We start from the raw sequence: 18,553 nt of genomic DNA on the forward strand, positions 1-18,553 counted from the left end.
CTCTTGTTGAGAAACAAGAGCTTTTTTATTGTTCTTTTATGACTCTGATGAAATCAAAAAGTTGAGGATTCGCAGAATAATTTATTGTGTTGAGTTCCCATATTTCTATTTAGTTTCCATCCAATTATCACCTGCACGTACATCTACTAATAATGGCACGCTCAACTTGACCGCACCTTCCATTGCTGACTTAATTTGTGGTTGTAATTCTGCCCATTCTTGGGGTGGAACTTCAAACACTAATTCATCATGAACTTGTAATAACAATCTTGCCTGATATTTACTTAAAATCTCATGGAGTTTCACCATTGCAATTTTAATAATATCGGCACTAGAACCTTGAATTGGTGCATTCGCAGCAGAACGCAGTAACCCAGCATCATAAGCACCCAGATTCTTCAATTTACTCAAATCAATATCATCTGGATTGCTACCTTTTAATTTGCGTAAATTATTGCTGGTAAACTCAACATAACGACGACGACCGAGAATTGTTTCTACATAACCTTGGGCGATCGCTTCTTTTTTGACACGCTCTAAATATGCAAATACTTGTGCATAGCGTTCGTTAAATCGCTTAATGAATTCGCTGGCGTTGGCTTTATCTACTCCAGTTGAACGGGCAAATTTCAAAGAACCCATACCATAAATTACGCCGAAGTTGATAGTTTTTGCTAATCTGCGTTCGTCTGATGTGACATCTTCTTTTTCAAACACTAAGCGCGCCGTTACAGTATGAATATCTTCATTCTGCTGATAGGCTTGGACTAAAACTGGTTCTTGGCTTAAATGAGCCAATATTCTTAACTCGATTTGTGAGTAATCAGCTGCTACCATTAACCAGCCTGGCTCTGGCAAAAATGCTTTGCGGATTTGGCGACTAAAAGCTGTCCGAATAGGAATATTTTGTAAATTAGGGTTAGAGGAAGATAAGCGACCAGTAGATGTTGCTGCTTGGTTAAAATCTGTATGCACTCTATGAGTTTTTTCGCTTACCAATGCTGGCAATGCATCCACATAAGTAGACTTTAATTTAGAAAGAGTACGATACTCAATTAAAGCATCCACAAAACCAGTTTGATCAATTTCTTGCAGTTTCTCTAACGTCGCTGCATCTGTAGAGTAACCTGTTTGGATTTTGCGGGAATACTTAGTACTTAAAGCTAGTTTTTCAAACAATATATGGCTCAATTGTTTGGGTGAACCCAAGTTAAATTTTTCGCCAGCAATTTCTGTTGCTTTTGTTTCTAACTTGGTTAAATCTATTTCTAACTGCTGGGAAAGTTCTTTAAGATATCCAGAATCAACGCAAATACCTGTGTATTCCATTTCCGCTAAAACTGGTTCTAGTGGCTGCTCAACTTCTAGTAATAACTGATATAACTTCGGCAGTTGTTCTAGTTCCTCTCGTAATTTTGGGACTAATCCAAATGTAGAATAGACATCCATCCCACAGTAATCTGCCACTGTTGGAATATCTAAGTCAGCAATATTTTTGCCTTTAGGAACTAAATCTACATAACTTTTAGCAGTTAAACCTAAATATCTATAAGCTAAATCACTCAAATTGTGACTACCATCTGGATTTAGCAAGTAACTGGCTAACATGGTATCAAAAACCACTCCTGCCAATTTTATGCCTTGACACCGCAGAACTAAGCGGTCAAATTTAGCATTTTGCAAAGCTTTCGGATAATCAGCACTTTCGAGAATGGGACGTAGTGCTGCTAGTACTTTATCTAGCTCTAAATTATTCCCTGTTTTGTGAGCAACAGGAATATAGGCCATGTCATCCTGGTTGCTTCCCCAACAACAACCAATCCCTACTAAAGCAGCGTCTCGTGGTTCTAAATCAGTGGTTTCTGTATCCCAAGCAACGGGTGTCTCTGGATTGGTAAATTGTTGTAAGAGATTTACTAATTCGCTAAGTTTGGCTTCACTATCAATAATGCGTGGTTGGATTGCGGAATCTGGCTTTTGTTTAGCGGCTGCTGTATCAGCAGCACTAAAAAACCACAAATCACTATCATCTTCATCATTACTGTTGATTTGTGTTGTTGGTGTTGAAACTTCTGCAACTTCTACAACTTGTCCGCCAAATTTTTGCTGAAGTTCGTTGATTTGTTTTAAGAAGCGATTAAATTCTAATTTTTCTAAAATTGGTACAAGGACATTTTGATCAAATCCTGTTAATTTACAATCTTCTAAATTAACTTCTAAAGGAACATCAATAACTATTTTGGCTAAATAGTGTGACTTTTGAGCATCTTCTTGCCCTTCTACTAGTTTCTTATGAGTTGCTCCTTTAATTTCATCTAATGCAGCATAAATTTTTTCTAAGGAACCGTAAGTACTAAGTAGCTGTACTGCGGTTTTTTCTCCAATTCCTTTGACACCGGGGATATTATCTGATTTATCACCACAAAGAGCTTTAAAATCAACGATTTGTGTAGGTAAAACGCCCAGTTTTTCTTGAACTTGTTCTGGTCCAAATTCTGTGATGCCATTTGTAGAGCGCTTCCAGGCATCTGGAGTAAAATTTAAAACAGTAATTTGTTTTTCTAAATCTATGAGTTGAAATAAATCGCGATCGCCTGTAAGAATTTTCACTTTATAGCCAGCTGCAGTGGCTAACTGTGCTAAAGTCCCCAGTACATCATCTGCTTCGTAACCGGGAGCCGTGAAAATGGGCAGATTGAAGCCTGCAAGCAACTCATGTAAATTTTTTAAATCGGGGACGAAATCTTCTGGTGTCCCAGGGCGATCGGCTTTATAGGTATCGTCTGCTTCATGACGGAAAGTCGGTAAGCCCAAATCAAACGCGATCGCCATTGCTTGTGGCTGTTGTGTTGTCATGACTTCCAGTAGGGACTTGATAAAGCCAAAACATACACTGGTAGGAATCCCCGTTTTTGTACGTAACCCGCCATCTCGTCCTTTGGCAAAAGCAAAGTAAGAACGAAACGCCAGTGAGTGTCCATCTACGAGGATAAATGTGGGGCGTGTTGTTGTAGAAGAAGTTTGAGACATAGCCTTATTCTAGCTAGAAGCTTACATCCAAGTACCGACGACGCAGCTTCAGCATCAAAACGATTGCTTGTACAATTCAGTACAGTGCTGCGTAGACATGGCTCTTTTTGAGCAGGATCAATCATTGTATCAGCGCTCCTACTAATACCAAAACTATAAAAACTGAAAATTTAACTTCTTCTGACTAATTCAGAAATTGTAGCGTTTTTATTATTAAGCTTTTCAATATTTTTCTTAACTGTTAAGTTTTTTCAATGACTTAATGAAGTAGAATTTTGAATATAAAAAATTAAATTTTCGTAGCAAAATCACTACAAATTAAAATATTTTTATCTAATTATTTAGGATATAAGAGCATTAATATTGCCTGTCATTAAACAACGAACTTCAATAAACCTCCTGCTTCCATCAGATTATGCTGACTAAACAGGTTGTGACTCTTGGCATTTTTGTACCGACTCTGCAAGTTCTGCTTTGCAGTATGCGAGAGGCTTAAAATTCTGGTTCTCAAACATTTGTGCCAGAAATTTAATCTTGAAGAATTCCATACAAATTAGATGCCAAAGATTGAGCAGAATTAGGTGAAGATTTTAATACAATGCCAAAATGTCTGACGAGAATTTCAAATCTTGGGGATTTTTATGTCTAAAGCATCTGCTCAGAATCTTGTATCTAGCGATCATCAGGCTGTAGATCAAGCAGAAATTAAACTACTGGTTTTAGATATCGATGGTACGATTTCTGGCAAGTCTAATACTATCAGTAAACCTGTAAAGCGCGCGATCGCCGCCGCACAAGCAAGAGGAATTCAAGTGGCGATCGCAACTGGTCGAATGTATCGTTCAGCTTTACGCTTTCACGAAGCTATTGGCTCTATCTTACCCTTAGCAGCTTATCAGGGTGCTTGGATTCAAGACCCCGCTACCCAAAAAATTCATCGTCATTTGACTGTTTCTCGGGAAATTGCTCACAAGCTACTAGATTATTTTGAACAGCCAGAGTTGCGATCGCTATTGTCTGTGCATTTTTATATCAATGACCAACTTTATGTGCGGGAATTAACTAGAGAAACTAAAATCTACGCTCAACGTTCTGGAATTACCGCAACGCCTGTGGGTGATTTACGTCAAGTTTTAACAAATGAACCAACAAAGGTCTTAGCTTTGTGTGATGACACCGATGTCATAGACAGCATTTTAGGCAATTTACGCCTTCAATACACCCCATCTGAACTTTACCTCACAACATCAGTTGCAACCTTCTTTGAGGCGACTCACGCCTCTGTAAATAAGGGAACTGCGGTGCGTTACCTAGCTGAAGAATTACTAGGATTACAAGCTGCTAATGTCATGACTATTGGAGATAACTTCAATGATGTGGAAATGTTAGAGTATGCTGGCATTGGTGTCGCTATGGGCAATGCTCCTGCTGGAGTGCAAGCGATCGCCCAATGGGTAGCGCCTACTGTAGAGGAAGATGGCGCTGCTGTAGCAATTGAACAATTTTTACTATCCTAAGAGCCAATCTTTAAAATGTAAGTCTATATAAAATCAGAAAGGACACCGACGACTGGCCGTGTTTCGTCTCGGTGCCCCTGCTGGTTCGCTCCTCACACACCAGATAATATAGCTGATGGTATTGATTGAGTCAATATTTGCTTTGTAAATTTTTATTGATTTCGTTAGTGGGTTTACTGAGAAATCCATCAATTGATCATTTTCAAATCTTAATCCTATTCTGAATAACTTTGTGCTTGATAAACAACGAATAACTTTGTATTTGAGCTTTTTAAGCTTTATTTTTGTTTTACAGTTTATTAATAAAACTTTCTCATAATTCTTTGGGAGCAAACAACCCCAGTTTTTCTTCTAGTAATAACCTGAACACAGATTGAGTCACCATCAATAATCCCAATCTGGCTTGAGCTAGTTCTGGTGAGGTAGTTTTGACTTTGCCCCAAATGCGGCACTCGCGCCAGAAGTTTTCCCAGGCTTGGCTTAAATTCAGCGCAGCTTGTTCCCAATTAACTGTGCTGTTAATAGCATGACACTCTAAATCATCTACTACTTGCACTAACTCATTAATCAGACGACCTTCAGCTGAGTGATTGAGGCGAAGCTTTTGTTCGCTATCTAGCCAAGGTATAGGACTGGGAAATCTAACACTCCAATCAGCTGATATTGAATTGCTGAGTGATGTTTTTTGCAGGTCAATATTTTTTTCTGTATCTAAAAGCACTTCTTGCAGTTTAATTAATCCTTCTCGCTGCGCCTGTTGCAACAGGGAAGAACAGCGTGCATGAGCATATTGTACAGCAAATAAGCGTCTTGAATTGCTAACGGGAAGATTTTCATTGCTGGCGATTTCTCGTTCCCTAAAAACTCCCATAGCCAAATTTTGTAACCAAGCTGCTAAAGCAGGGTGAGTCAATTCCAAATGAATCCAGCCAGGGGGAACAATTTGAATATGAAAAACGTCTCCGTCACACTCTGATAAATTAGCTGCGATCGCCTGAGCTATATCTAAAGATTTTTGATTCTGAGATTTTTCTAACTTGAGTGCTACACCCGAAATATATAAAATTCTTTTATCATCTCTACCTTTATATAGAGGAAATTTCGCATCTTTTATGCGTTCTAATTCTGGGTTACAGGTATAAACACTCAGTGATTTCCACAGACAACTGTATATTAACCGTTTTATAGCTGTGTATTTGCTAACTAGTAAATTTAAATGCACGTAATTATCGATGAAGACAGCTTTATCGCCAATGTATCGATTTTCTGTCATCTATCAAAAGTTATAAGTTTCTTCTAGATAAAGAAAAATGAGAGTAGAATAAAATTTGATGAATATTCAATGAATAGAGGGTAAACTTTACTACCATCATTGTACAGTAAGAAGTATAACAAAAGAGTAGGGAGTAATTTCCTTTCTATTCTTTGAATGGCTGGCGCTGTTAGGCGTTAAGCCGAACTCGCCAACACAAAGACACTCCTTGCACCTTTTTATGTCGTCTTTGTCTTCAGCCGAACGCTCTTTGTTACCTATGCAATCTCCATCCTCTTTTTCCGAGGCTTCACGTCCGTTTTTGACTTGGCAACGAATTCTTGATTGGGCTCAAGAACACTACCGCTGCCGCACCTTCAGCAAAGATGAGCGCATTCCAGCTCGCCCTGGATTGCTATATTTGGTGCAAAGGGGTGCGATCCGGATGGTAGGAACCGCCCAAGTCAGCGCTACTGCTAGTCAGTTAACATCTCGACGCATTAACAGAACCCCAGAAGAAGCTTTCTTGGGTTTTGTTGGAGCCGGACAACCGTTTGAAATTGTTGCTCAGTCACCATTCACACTTCAGGCTTACGCTCATGTAGACCAAACAGCAGTGCTGTGGATGTACTGGCACGACTTAGATAACTGGCCCCACTTCCGTCGCGAAGTTATGGATGCCTTCCGCTATCAGCACCAACGGAAGTTGCTGTGGCTGAGTGCCTTGGGACAACGCCGCACAATTGACCGTCTCTTAGGATTCCTCACCTTGTTAATTGAGGAATACGGCGAGCCGGCTATGAGCGAAACTGATCCCGATGTGATTCGTGGCTATTGCCTGCCTTTCCCCTTGACCCATGCCCAAATTGGTAGTGCCATCGGTTCAACTCGTGTTACTGTTACCCGGTTGATGGGCAAATTACGTCAGCGTGGCTTAATCCTGACCCAAGGGGATAATTTGATTTGCTTACCAGCAGAGTCGATTAATCGAGCTAGCTAAAGCTCAGATCTGCTATCAATAGCAGGTGTCAGCGAATTCTGACAAACCCAGATCGGGCGATCAATTCCTGCCCCTGCTCAGTTAAAAGTAAGTTGGCATAAGCAACACCTGCTTGCTGCTCGGTTTGACCAGTCTGTTTGACCACCACAAACAGATTGCGTGTAATCGGGTATTTTCCGGATTGGAAAGCCTCAATGTTCAATTTGTTTCGTTTACCAGGACATTCAGTCGGGAGGACAAATGGTTCTTGGTAAGGAGGAACGTATGCCCCTTGCGTCCGCCCCAACGGTAAGGGTCTAATTGAGCATTGAGTAACCACCTCTGGGGCAGAAGCGTAATAGATACCGCCAGGACTACCAGCCAATTTTTGCAAGGCTTGGGTGGTTGTGGAGATAAATTCCACCTGAGATCCGAAAGATTGACCACCCAAGATGTCTTGGACAAAAAGCTCTACTGTACCGCCATCATTTATACTGCGGGAGTAAGGCTTGATGGGAAGATTTGGCCCTCCAACCTGGCTCCAATTATTAATCTTGCCTGTGTAAATAGACTTCAGTTGGTCTAAAGTCAGACCTGGTATATTGAGGTTGGCATTAACTGCTACAGCTAACCCATCAATTGCCACGGGAATTTGATTAAGGCTAAAACCGCGTTGTTGGGCACGGCTTAATTCTTGATCTAGAAGTGGTCTAGAGGATTGAGCAAAAGCTAGTTGACCATCAATGAGTGACTGTATACCAGTACCAGAACCAGGAGCTGCATTGCTAGGCTCTACATAACGCAAGCGAAACTCAGGTTTGGTAGCTGTAATTGCTGAGTCAACCGTCAGCCGAATTGGTGCCCAAGATGTGCTGCCTCCATAGTTAAATAATCCTATAGGGACATTTTGAACATCAGCAAAAGTTTTGCCACTAGGTTTTTCGGTTGCCGCCTGGGGCTGATTTGTATTTTTAGAAATACTTTGATTAAGCTTAAAATTATTATTTCTGGTAAACCACCAAAAACCGCCAGCTACTAACCCAACGGTAATTAATAGAGATAAAACCAGAATAGGTGTTTCATTTTTTTGAGACATAGCACATTAGCCTGTATGTCGATTAAATACAAGTGTGAGACCAATCCAAAATACTCTTCTCCTGACGGGGAAGCTGCGCTAAGGGAACGCCAAAGGCAAACACAATTCAAAATTAATAAGCTTTGACAGAATCTAAGTTTTTAAGTTTTAATGTGTTGTTGAATTTTAGGGAATAGGTATGAGAAAACTGTGAGATTTTTGAGCCAATGTGTTGCGGAGATTTCCCGCGTTGTAGCCAGTAGCGTGATTTTGGGTTGAATAATCCCTACTGCACTAATTCCTTGTCCTTGCCAGATTGTATGGCACGGGAGTGAGAACCGCTATATTTTTAACTAAGGAAATCACCGAAATATAATTTAATATTTTGGGCTTTAAATCTTTAATAAAGCTAAGAGTAAATCTAATATCCAAAATTGATTAGCTGTTTTAAGGTGTAATTTATATAACCAATATTTTATTAGCGAATTCTGACAAATCCAGCTTTAGCAATTAATTCTTGACCTTGAGGTGTCAGCAGCCAATTAGCATAAGCTTCTCCAGCTTGCTGATCGCTTTGTCCATTTTGTTTCACAATGACAAATAACCGCCTAGTAATCGGGTATTCAGCTTTTTGAAAGGCAGTGGTATTTATCTGGTTACGCTTTTGCGGACATTGTTCTAGAGGAACAAAAGGTTCTTTGTAAGGTGGAATGATTTGATCTGATGTCCGTCCCAGGGGTAAAGGTTGAACACTACATTGTCCAACTACTTCCGGAGCAGAAGCATAATAAATTGCGCCAGGATTCTTGGCGACTTCCTTTAAAGCTTGAGTTGTAGTGGCGATAAACTTGACATTGGCAGCAAATTTTTCACCTGCCATAATATTTTGATCAAAAAATTCGATAGTGCCTCCCTCTTCTAAACGGCGGGAGTAAGGTGTAATCGGTAGATTGGGGCCATTCACCTGTTGCCAGTTAGTCAGTTTACCCGTATATATATCCTTAAGTTGTGCCAGAGTTAAACCAGGAATTTTGAGGCTGGGATGAACTGCGATCGCAATCCCATCAATTGCTACTGGAATTTCTTTGAGTTTAAATCCCCGTTGTTGAGCCTTCTGATATTCTTCGTCTTTCAATGAGCGAGATGACTGAGAAAAAGCCAACTGGTTATCCAACAGCATTTTAATCCCAGTACCAGATCCAGGCGCACCAGTTGTGGGATCTGTGTAACGTAATTGAAACTGGGGCCATAGCTTTTGCATTCCTGGTTCTACTTCTTTGCGAATGGGGGCCCAAGTGGTGCTTCCCCCATAACTAAATAATCCTGAAGGAAAAGCATTTGTTGTTTGAGTAATGTCATTCTGCGGCTGAAAAACTTGGCGGGAAGAATTATTAGTAAAACTCTCAATTACACCAGAGTTGTTAGCCAACCACCAAAATACAACACCCACTAACCCTAGTGTGATGGTCAAAGTTAAAACCAAAACACCAGTTTCATTCGTTCCGTTCCGTGGCGACATAGTTGTAGTTTTGATTTGTAGATATACAGGCAATGTCCCATTTTGAAGATGTTTAAAGGTTAACAGAAGGTTAAGCTTTAATTGTTATTCGCTGCGATAAATATTAAAAAATAAATAATTTGCATTTTATTAAGCTGATTTAATAAATTGTAAAATAGCTAACCTCTAAAATGAATTTCATCAGACTGCTAATGATTCACAGAATTAAGGAAAGCAATTTGTAAATCAACCGAAATAGTGCAGTGAGTGCAATACTTACTAATGCAGCAGCAATTGCCAACACAACTACTTGCTGAATGCCAAGTTCACTGCGTAATAAAGGCAGAAAAAAGATAATCGCAAAAGTAATTCCGGGAATAATTAATAAATCTAACTTTTCAATCCACCTTCTAGTTTGGGCGAAAATTAGCATCCCCAAAATCAAAGCGGAAACACTGAGAGTAGTAATTAAGTTATGTAACAAACTAAAAAGAGCGATCGCAATTAATGCACCTTCAAATCCGCTAAAAGCTGCGCCTGCTAATAATTCCCAAGTCGAAAAAGTTGCTACTGGTGGTAGCGATGGTGAAACAACAGCGGGAGAACTTTTGACTGGTGGTAATGTCCTAGATTTGGGTGAAATTTGTGTTGGTGGCGTTAACTTTGATGTACTAATTCCAGCCAGTGCATCTAAAACTTCTTGCGCTGACTGAAAGCGTTGATTGGCAGCAGGTAGTAACATCTTATCTAAAATTTCCGCTAGACGTGGTTGCACATTTACTAGCGTGCGCCAGATCCACTGATTACTATAGCCATCAAATAACTTAGTTGCTTCCTGGCCAGTCAGCAAAGTCAGAACAGTTACAGCTAAAGCATATAAATCTGTAGAGGGGAAAACCTGATTTCCGGCCATCTGCTCAGGTGGTGCAAATCCCATAGAATAAATTCCTGTGGAAGCAGCAGCTGGAGAATTAGTCACTTGCTTAACTGCACCAAAATCTAATAAAAAAAGTTTGCCGTCACGACGGCGCATAATGTTAGAGGGTTTAATATCTCTATGGATAATGCCGCGCTCATGAACAAACTTTAGTACCTTGAGGATTTCTTGCAGTACCTCGAAAATTTCCTGTTCGGAGAATTTCCCTTTTTTAATTAATTCTTCCTCAAGATTCTCTCCATTAATATATTCTTGTACTAAATAAAAAAATTGGTCTTGCTGTCCTGATTGCAAGCCCTGAACTGTAATCGGAAAAAAAGCAAATAAATCGGGTATTTGGTCGTGTTCGTTGCCTATATGGGCTAAAACTTCTGCTTCTCTTTCAAATAACTGTTGTGCGAGATGCAGTTGAGTCAATGTTAAATTCCCTGTAGGTTGAAACTGCTTAACTACACATTGGCGCATTCCTGGAATCCGGCGGTCGAGTGCCAAAAATGCTGCTCCAAAACCGCCTCTACCTAACAACTTGATGGGCACATAGCGACCATCTAGCATCAATGGCATTCCGCAGGCAGTGCAGTATTTTTGTTGTGCTGTTTTGAGCGTCGTGTGATCATCCAAATCCGCAAAATAGTTTTGAGGACGTGGACAGCGTGGACGAGTGCAGTAAACTTCCATTTTAGTTATTCGTCAATAGTCCATAGTCAGTAGTCCATAGTACAGCGTGCGTAAATCAAGTTATTTCCAACACAGTGGTAGAGCCTAGAATCAAAGTCTTGTGAGTGTCAGTTTTTCCAAATCAAGTTACCTAACGCACTGGCTCTTTGGATTTCTTAGGCAGCGGTAATAGTCTTTTTAACTAATGACTAATGACTAATGACTAATAACTAATGACCAGAGGTTAGTCTTCGTCAGTGGAGTTTGGTATTACTGCATCCAATGTATTGACCATTAAATTTTTTTGTGTCAATTTTAACACATTGTGGTTCCATCCAGGGGTAGCAAACTGGGGCAAGATTTCTTGACTAAATGCCTCTGCTGCCTTAGAGCGATAGCGATTGGGATTAAAAATCAGCCAAAGTGTGCGCTTCACTACAACCCCTTCAATCGGGGCACAGTGCAATACACCCATTTGTAACTCTTTCGCAATGGCGGAGGTTGAAACAAAAGCAGCCCCTAAACCCGATTGCACGGCATTTTTAATGGCTTCTATGGAATTTAATTCCATTTCAATTTTAAACCGCCTAGTATCAATCTCACAGCGTGCTAACACTTGGTCAATAACTTTGCGGATAGTGGATTGGGAATCTAAAGCAATGAATTGGAGTTTATAAAGGTCGTCTTTTTGAATAGTTTCCAGTTTGGTTAAGGGATGAAACACAGGTAATATCAGCACCAGTTCATCTTCGGCGTAGGGGATAATTTCCAGAGACTCAGCTAATTCTCCAGGAATCTCACCGCCAATAATTGCTAAATCCACCTGTCCGTTAGCGACACTCCAAGCTGTGCGCCGCGTTGAGTGGACATGTAATTGTACAGCCACATCAGGATATTTTTGTCTAAACATCCCAATCATCTTCGGTAGCAGATAGGTACCAGTGGTTTGAGAAGCACCGACAATCAAAGTGCCACCCTGGAGATTTTGCAAATCTTCAATAGCGCGACAGGTTTCTTGACACAGGCTCAGGATTTTTTCCCCGTAACTGAGAAGTAAATGTCCAGCTTCTGTTAATTGAGCACGTCGTCCTCCACGGTCAAATAAAGGTACGTCTAGCTGCCGTTCTAAGTTTTGCACTTGTAAACTGACAGCAGGTTGAGAAACATAAAGACTATCAGCGGCGCGCTTGAAGCTCCCTTCTAGGGCGATCGCTTTGAGAATACGTAACTGATCTAAAGTGAAAGGAAGGTCAGACATAAGGCTAAACCTACAAACAAGAAAGGAGCGGCTTTAGCAAGAAATCAGCATTTCACACTGAGATTGATCAGTGTGATTAATTGCATCTTAAACTGGGAAGATTGACTCGAAACAGACAGTAGCACAACATCTTGACTAAAGTCCCCTTTTGAATACTTTGTGGTATTTGTGGTACTGATCTAATTTTTCTTTAATTTACTTCACCTACGTATAAGTTATGATGCTGACTTCTTGGTTAACCCCCAGTCATTTTGTCATATTGGGGTTACAGTTAGTTTTTGCGATCGCGCACAGTGGTGGTGCTGCTTTACGGCCTGTGGCAGAAAAATACATTGGGCCAAGGCTTTATCGGATTTTATTTGCCTTAGTCAGCCTGCCTTTGGCTGTAATATTAATTATTTACTTTTTTAATCACCGTTATGATGGTTTGCAACTTTGGCAGGTAAAAGATGTACCTGGTGTACAAATTTTAGTTTGGGTGCTGTCGGCGATTTCTTTTATATTTTTATATCCTGCTACATTCAATCTACTAGAAATTGCCGCCATCCAAAAGCCTGAGGTTCATCTTTACGAAACAGGAATTATTCGCATCTCCCGTCATCCCCAAATGGTAGGACAAATAATTTGGTGTGTTGCTCATACCCTCTGGTTAGGTACCACGTTTACCCTAGTTACCTCGATTGGTTTGGTGCTGCATCACTTGTTTGGTGTTTGGCACGGGGATCGCCGCCTCACTCAACGCTATGGTGAAGCTTTTGAAATTGTCAAACAACGGACTTCAATTATTCCCTTTTTAGCAATTATTGATGGTCGTCAATCTCTGAAATTGGCAGAATTTCTCCGTCCTGCCTATTTAGGAGTAGCAATTTTTGTGGCATTGCTTTGGTGGTCGCACCCCCTGTTATTGGCAGCAACTAGTAAGTTAACATGGTAGCTTTAGATGATCCCCGATATCAGAAGATAATGCTCAAATAGATGAAAATATCAAATTATCCATTGCTACCAAATCAATGTACGATAAATTCAAATAGCTGCGAGTGGGGGTGTATGGAGTCGGTTTGAGATTTGAAATTGATAGTTGCTAAACAATACATTGTGCTAGGAAAGAAATAGCATCTCTAGTCTAAATTGTCAGATAATAGTGGCTATTAAGACTTGAAAATCCAAAAAAGTAACCGTGAATGTCGCGCTGGCTTTGATCTCAGCGCCGCAATCAACGCGCTCAATTTTGTCTAACTATTTTGTATCCAATAGAGCGTCTATCGGCAGTAACTTGCTTGCCAATGCCACTACTGCTGATAATTAGTTTGATTAAAAACCCTATAATTCTAGAGGCATCATGGTGTTGTCGGTTAGTGAGCGGACATTTACTCAAGAAGTTTTAGAATCTCCAATTCCGGTTTTAGTAAATTTTGAAGCACCCTGGTGTGGCTTGTGCCGCATTATCCACCCCTTGTTATTACAATTTCAAGACGAATGTCAGGAGCAAATAAAATTAGTTGGTGTGAACGCTGACCAAAATTTTAAACTTTCTACCACTTATCGCTTAAAGTCACTGCCCACTTTACTGTTGATTGAGAATGGCACCATCCAGCATCGTCTTGAGGGTTTTCGTGGCAGAGATGATTTACGCAGAGCGCTAGAAGAAATTAAAGTGAGCTATAGCGATCGCTCTGTGAGCTACAATAGCCCAAAAACCGTAGACTTAGGCTGTCGCTAAGTCTAGTCGCTGATTTTTTAATGCAAAATTTTTCACTTCTGAGGTAGAAGCCTCAGGATTAATTCTGGGAATCAATCGAAAATCCCAAATACTAAATCCAAAGTTGATTGACTGTTGACTATATAATGATTAATTTGATCAAGCAAATCTAAAACCAAGCTTAACACCCCACCGCAATCCCTACCGGTGGGGTATTTTATGCTAAAGGGTGTGTGTCACAATTATTAACAGTTCGACCTGACAGTTGCCTGAGGACGGATAGTTGACCGTAACGGAGATTGCTTGAAAGTTAAGATGTTTACCCTAACCAACGGCAAGCCATTCGGAAAACTACGAGAAACCTAGCACTAACTGCAGTTGCCTGGGTTGGGAAAATGCAACTTGTTTGCTACTCTTTGGGAAGCCCCCTGGATCATGTCTACAAGTCCCTGCGGTTCAGACCCATCCTGGGGGAAGCCACAGCAGTGTCTCTTAACTTCTTTCTCTGTTCTAGTCCTCTGAAGACCGTCAGCAGCACTGTTTTAACTTAGTCAAGAATCCTAAAAGTACGCGTCAGTGATGGAAGTAATCTATCAATATGCCTGGCTGATTCCTGTATTGCCGCTTTTCGGGGCAATGCTGGTCGGTCTAGGATTAATTTCGTTAAATCAGGTGACAAACCGCCTGCGGCAGCTGAACGCTGTAGTGATTATCTCCTTAATGGGAGCAGCGATGGGGCTGTCGTTTGCCTTGCTGTGGAGTCAAATTCAAGGACATCCAACTTATGTCCGTACCCTAGAATGGGCAGCAGCAGGCAATTTTCACCTGAGTATGGGCTACACAATCGACCACCTAACAGCTGTGATGCTGGTGATTGTGACCACGGTCGCTTTTTTAGTCATGGTTTATACCGATGGCTATATGGCTCATGACCCAGGATATGTCAGGTTTTATTCCTATCTCAGTTTATTTGGCTCCTCAATGTTGGGACTGGTAGTCAGTTCCAACCTGGTGCAGGTGTATATATTCTGGGAACTAGTGGGGATGTGTTCCTACTTGTTGGTCGGCTTTTGGTACGATCGCAAGTCAGCAGCAGATGCAGCCCAAAAAGCATTTGTAACTAACCGTGTGGGAGACTTCGGTCTCTTACTTGGTATTCTGGGGCTATTTTGGGCCACAGGCAGCTTTGATTTTGGTGTCATGGGCGATCGCCTGGGCGAACTTGTACAATCGGGTTCCATCAGCAATTTTCTGGCTGTCCTGTTGGCGATTTTAGTTTTCCTCGGCCCGGTGGCAAAATCAGCGCAATTTCCTCTCCATGTCTGGCTACCGGATGCGATGGAAGGCCCCACCCCCATTTCAGCCTTAATCCACGCCGCCACAATGGTGGCTGCTGGGGTGTTCTTGGTTGCGCGGATGTACCCCGTTTTTGAACATGTGCCCGCCGCCATGAACGTCATTGCCTTTACGGGGGCATTTACGGCCTTTTTAGGGGCGACAATTGCTATTACCCAAAATGACATCAAAAAGGGTTTAGCTTACTCCACCATCTCCCAGTTAGGTTACATGGTGATGGCGATGGGAGTAGGTTCCTACAGCGCGGGATTATTCCACCTGATGACCCACGCCTATTTCAAGGCGATGCTGTTCTTGGGTTCCGGTTCCGTGATTCACGGCATGGAAGGAGTCGTAGGTCATGACCCCGCATTAGCTCAAGATATGCGCTTAATGGGCGGATTGCGTAAGTATATGCCAGTGACTGGCATTACCTTCTTAATAGGTTGCTTGGCAATTTCTGGTATTCCCCCCTTCGCTGGTTTCTGGTCAAAAGATGAAATTCTCGGCAAGGCTTTTGAAGCTAACCCATTTTTATGGCTTATTGGCTGGCTAACTGCTGGAATTACCGCCTTTTATATGTTTAGAATGTATTTCTCGACATTTGAAGGCAAATTCCGCGGTACTGACGAGAAAATCAAAGACAAGTTGAAGAAAGCTTCGACAATTATCTTGGAATTAGAATCAGGTGAACCAGCCCCGACTTTTGGGCCTGGGGCAATGAAAAAAGGCGAATTAGCTGCAACTGGTGGACATCATGGCGACCATGAATCCCACGGTCACCACAGTGATACTCCCCACGAGTCGCCTTGGACAATGACCCTACCTTTGGCAGTTTTAGCCGTACCTTCGATTTTGATTGGTTTGGTAGGCACACCATACGCCAATTACTTTGAGGAATTCATCTTCCCACCCACCGAAACTTTAAGCGAAGTACTGGAAAAAGCTGCCGAGTTTAACCCGACGGAATTTTACATTATGGCAGGGGCCTCTGTAGGTATTTCCTTGATTGGGATTACCTTGGCTTCCTTAATGTATTTGCGCGGTAAAATCGACCCAGCGGCGATCGCAGCGAAAATCAAACCACTGTATGAGCTTTCCCTCAACAAGTGGTACTTTGATGACATTTACCATCGCGTCTTCGTGATGGGCTTGCGTCGCGTAGCTAGACAAGTTATGGAAGTTGACTTCCGCGTTGTGGATGGTGCTGTTAACCTTACGGGCTTTTTCACCTTGGTCAGTGGTGAAGGGCTGAAATACCTGGAAAATGGTCGTGCTCAATTCTATGCCTTAATTATCTTTGGGGCTGTGTTGGGTTTAGTGATTTTCTTTGGTATTACCTAAGTGCCATCCTGAGTGCTGAATTCTGAGTTTGAATTCAGAAAATAATTCAGAGTCAGCACTCCTTCGACAATTCATCATCTGATTTTCTAGTGAATAGCCAAATAGTATGTTTAATAGAGATGAAGGCGGGTGAATCGATTGACCTACCTTCATCTTTCTTCATTTTTGTTAAATCAACCTAACAAGGGAGACTAAATCTCAAAAAAGCTGCTACTTAATAGCTAGTGACTTTTTGCCAAACATGATTTTGATTGCAGGCGAACGGCGATGAATACAGCTAACTTCCCGTGGCTGACGACGATTATCTTGTTACCGATAGCCGCGTCGCTACTGATTCCCATCATCCCAGATAAGGACGGCAAAACCATACGCTGGTATGCCTTAATTGTGGGATTGATTGATTTTGCACTGATTGTTTACGCTTTTTATACAGGCTATGACTTCTCCAACCCCGATTTGCAGTTGGTAGAGAGTTACGCCTGGGTACCGCAATTGGATTTGAAATGGTCAGTCGGGGCTGATGGCTTATCCATGCCCCTGATTATTTTGACTGGATTCATTACTACCCTGGCGACCTTAGCAGCTTGGCCTGTGACACTTAAACCCAGGCTATTTTACTTTTTGCTATTGGCGATGTATGGCGGTCAAATCGCTGTGTTCGCCGTCCAGGATATGCTGTTGTTTTTCCTGGTGTGGGAACTGGAATTGATTCCGGTGTACCTACTGCTGGCGATTTGGGGTGGTAAAAAACGGCAATATGCAGCAACCAAATTTATTTTGTATACTGCTGGCGGTTCGCTGTTTATTTTACTGGGCGCTTTGACAATGGCCTTTTATGGCGATACGGTCACATTTGATATGCGATCGCTCGCTTTAAAAGACATCGCCCTCAATTTCCAACTTTTACTGTATGCTGGCTTCTTAATTGCCTACGCTGTTAAGTTGCCTATTATCCCTCTGCACACCTGGCTACCAGATGCCCACGGTGAAGCTACAGCGCCAGTACATATGTTGCTGGCAGGTATTCTGCTGAAAATGGGTGGTTATGCCTTAATTCGCATGAATGCTCAAATGCTGCCTGATGCCCATGCTTATTTTGCACCTGTGTTAGTGATTTTGGGGGTCGTAAATATCATCTACGCCGCCCTGACATCATTTGCCCAACGTAACCTGAAGCGAAAAATTGCCTACTCTTCAATTTCGCATATGGGTTTTGTCACCATTGGTATTGCCTCTTTCACAGATTTAGGATTGAGTGGGGCAGTATTGCAAATGGTGTCTCATGGTTTAATCGGGGCAAGTTTATTCTTCCTCGTTGGTGCAACTTATGACCGCACACATACCCTCATGTTGGATGAAATGGGTGGTGTAGGTAAGAGAATGCGGAAGATTTTCGCCATGTTTACCACCTGTTCTATGGCTTCTTTAGCATTGCCAGGAATGAGCGGTTTCGTAGCAGAATTAATGATATTTGTTGGCTTTGCTACCAGCGATGCATATAGCTCCACATTTAAAGTCATCGTGGTATTCTTGATGGCAGTTGGGGTGATTTTAACTCCAATTTATTTGCTCTCAATGTTACGCGAAATTTTCTACGGTCAAGAGAACGAAGAGTTAGTTTCTCACCAAGCATTGATTGATGCCGAACCTCGTGAAGTCTTTATCATTGCTTGTTTGTTAGTCCCAATAATTGGGATTGGTTTTTATCCGAAGCTGCTAACTCAAATGTATGATTCTACAACAGTGCAGCTAACAGAAAGATTGCGCGATTCAGTACCAACATTAGCACAGCAAAAAGAATTACCAAAGGTTTCTTTAGCTGCGCCACAAATTGGTAACTAAATTCAAGATTGATAGTTGATATGACTATTAATTTTAGGGCGGGTATGTAACCCGCCCTTTTTTATTTATAAAACAAAAACATCGCTATAAGATTAAACATAAATGTAGAGTGTGTTGTCGCGCAGCGCAA

Annotated in this window: 12 protein-coding genes; 6 read left to right on the top strand and 6 right to left on the bottom strand. The window is 41.5% G+C overall.

The features are described 5' to 3' along the window. Positions 1-105 precede the first annotated feature (105 nt). Positions 106-3,030, bottom strand: a complete 2,925-nt coding sequence (polA, locus tag AACU25_RS02870) for a DNA polymerase I (RefSeq protein WP_096573824.1) — start codon at positions 3,028-3,030, stop codon at positions 106-108. A gap of 641 nt (positions 3,031-3,671) precedes the next feature. On the opposite strand from polA, the gene AACU25_RS02875 reads away from it, so the two are divergent. Further along, positions 3,672-4,547 carry a Cof-type HAD-IIB family hydrolase gene (locus tag AACU25_RS02875; protein ID WP_096573825.1) on the top strand — a complete coding sequence of 292 codons (876 nt, stop codon included), beginning with the start codon at positions 3,672-3,674 and terminating at the stop codon, positions 4,545-4,547. 313 nt (positions 4,548-4,860) lie between these two features. Here the strand turns inward: AACU25_RS02875 and AACU25_RS02880 are convergent, their stop codons facing one another. After that, on the bottom strand, positions 4,861-5,820 hold the full coding sequence (locus tag AACU25_RS02880; RefSeq protein ID WP_190445948.1) for a DALR anticodon-binding domain-containing protein: 960 nt from the start codon (positions 5,818-5,820) through the stop codon (positions 4,861-4,863). A 220-nt stretch (positions 5,821-6,040) separates the two neighbouring features. Between AACU25_RS02880 and AACU25_RS02885 the strand changes: the two genes are divergently transcribed. Then, positions 6,041-6,799, top strand: coding sequence for a Crp/Fnr family transcriptional regulator (locus AACU25_RS02885; RefSeq protein WP_015137174.1), 759 nt, complete (start codon positions 6,041-6,043; stop codon positions 6,797-6,799). 28 nt (positions 6,800-6,827) lie between these two features. On the opposite strand, the gene AACU25_RS02890 is transcribed toward AACU25_RS02885, so the two are convergent. The 4 genes from AACU25_RS02890 to AACU25_RS02905 form a co-directional block, all read right to left on the bottom strand. Beyond that, entirely contained in the window at positions 6,828-7,874 is a 1,047-nt protein-coding gene (locus tag AACU25_RS02890) for a PstS family phosphate ABC transporter substrate-binding protein (protein WP_096573826.1), read from the bottom strand. Between the two features lie 457 nt (positions 7,875-8,331). Further along, on the bottom strand, positions 8,332-9,372 hold the full coding sequence (locus AACU25_RS02895) for a PstS family phosphate ABC transporter substrate-binding protein (protein ID WP_096573827.1): 1,041 nt from the start codon (positions 9,370-9,372) through the stop codon (positions 8,332-8,334). A 196-nt stretch (positions 9,373-9,568) separates the two neighbouring features. After that, positions 9,569-10,966, bottom strand: coding sequence for a serine/threonine-protein kinase (locus tag AACU25_RS02900; protein ID WP_096573828.1), 1,398 nt, complete (start codon positions 10,964-10,966; stop codon positions 9,569-9,571). 223 nt (positions 10,967-11,189) lie between these two features. Then, positions 11,190-12,203 (bottom strand): LysR family transcriptional regulator, encoded by a 1,014-nt coding sequence (locus AACU25_RS02905; RefSeq protein ID WP_096573829.1) that lies wholly within the window; start codon positions 12,201-12,203, stop codon positions 11,190-11,192. Positions 12,204-12,420: 217 nt separating this feature from the next. Here AACU25_RS02905 and AACU25_RS02910 point away from each other — a divergent pair, with 217 nt between their 5' ends. From AACU25_RS02910 to ndhD1, 4 genes are all read left to right on the top strand, one after another. Continuing rightward, positions 12,421-13,137, top strand: a complete 717-nt coding sequence (locus AACU25_RS02910; protein WP_190445947.1) for an NnrU family protein — start codon at positions 12,421-12,423, stop codon at positions 13,135-13,137. 405 nt (positions 13,138-13,542) lie between these two features. Further along, positions 13,543-13,923, top strand: coding sequence for a thioredoxin family protein (locus tag AACU25_RS02915; protein WP_096573830.1), 381 nt, complete (start codon positions 13,543-13,545; stop codon positions 13,921-13,923). Positions 13,924-14,481: 558 nt separating this feature from the next. Then, positions 14,482-16,581 carry an NAD(P)H-quinone oxidoreductase subunit 5 gene (locus AACU25_RS02920; protein ID WP_096573831.1) on the top strand — a complete coding sequence of 700 codons (2,100 nt, stop codon included), beginning with the start codon at positions 14,482-14,484 and terminating at the stop codon, positions 16,579-16,581. A 267-nt stretch (positions 16,582-16,848) separates the two neighbouring features. Then, complete coding sequence (gene ndhD1, locus AACU25_RS02925) at positions 16,849-18,423, top strand: photosynthetic/respiratory NAD(P)H-quinone oxidoreductase subunit D1 (RefSeq protein WP_096573832.1); 1,575 nt, start codon at positions 16,849-16,851, stop codon at positions 18,421-18,423. The last annotated feature ends 130 nt before the right edge of the window (positions 18,424-18,553 follow it).

It is taken from the genome of Tolypothrix tenuis PCC 7101, from assembly GCF_963874875.1.
GTDB lineage: Bacteria > Cyanobacteriota > Cyanobacteriia > Cyanobacteriales > Nostocaceae > Aulosira > Aulosira tenue.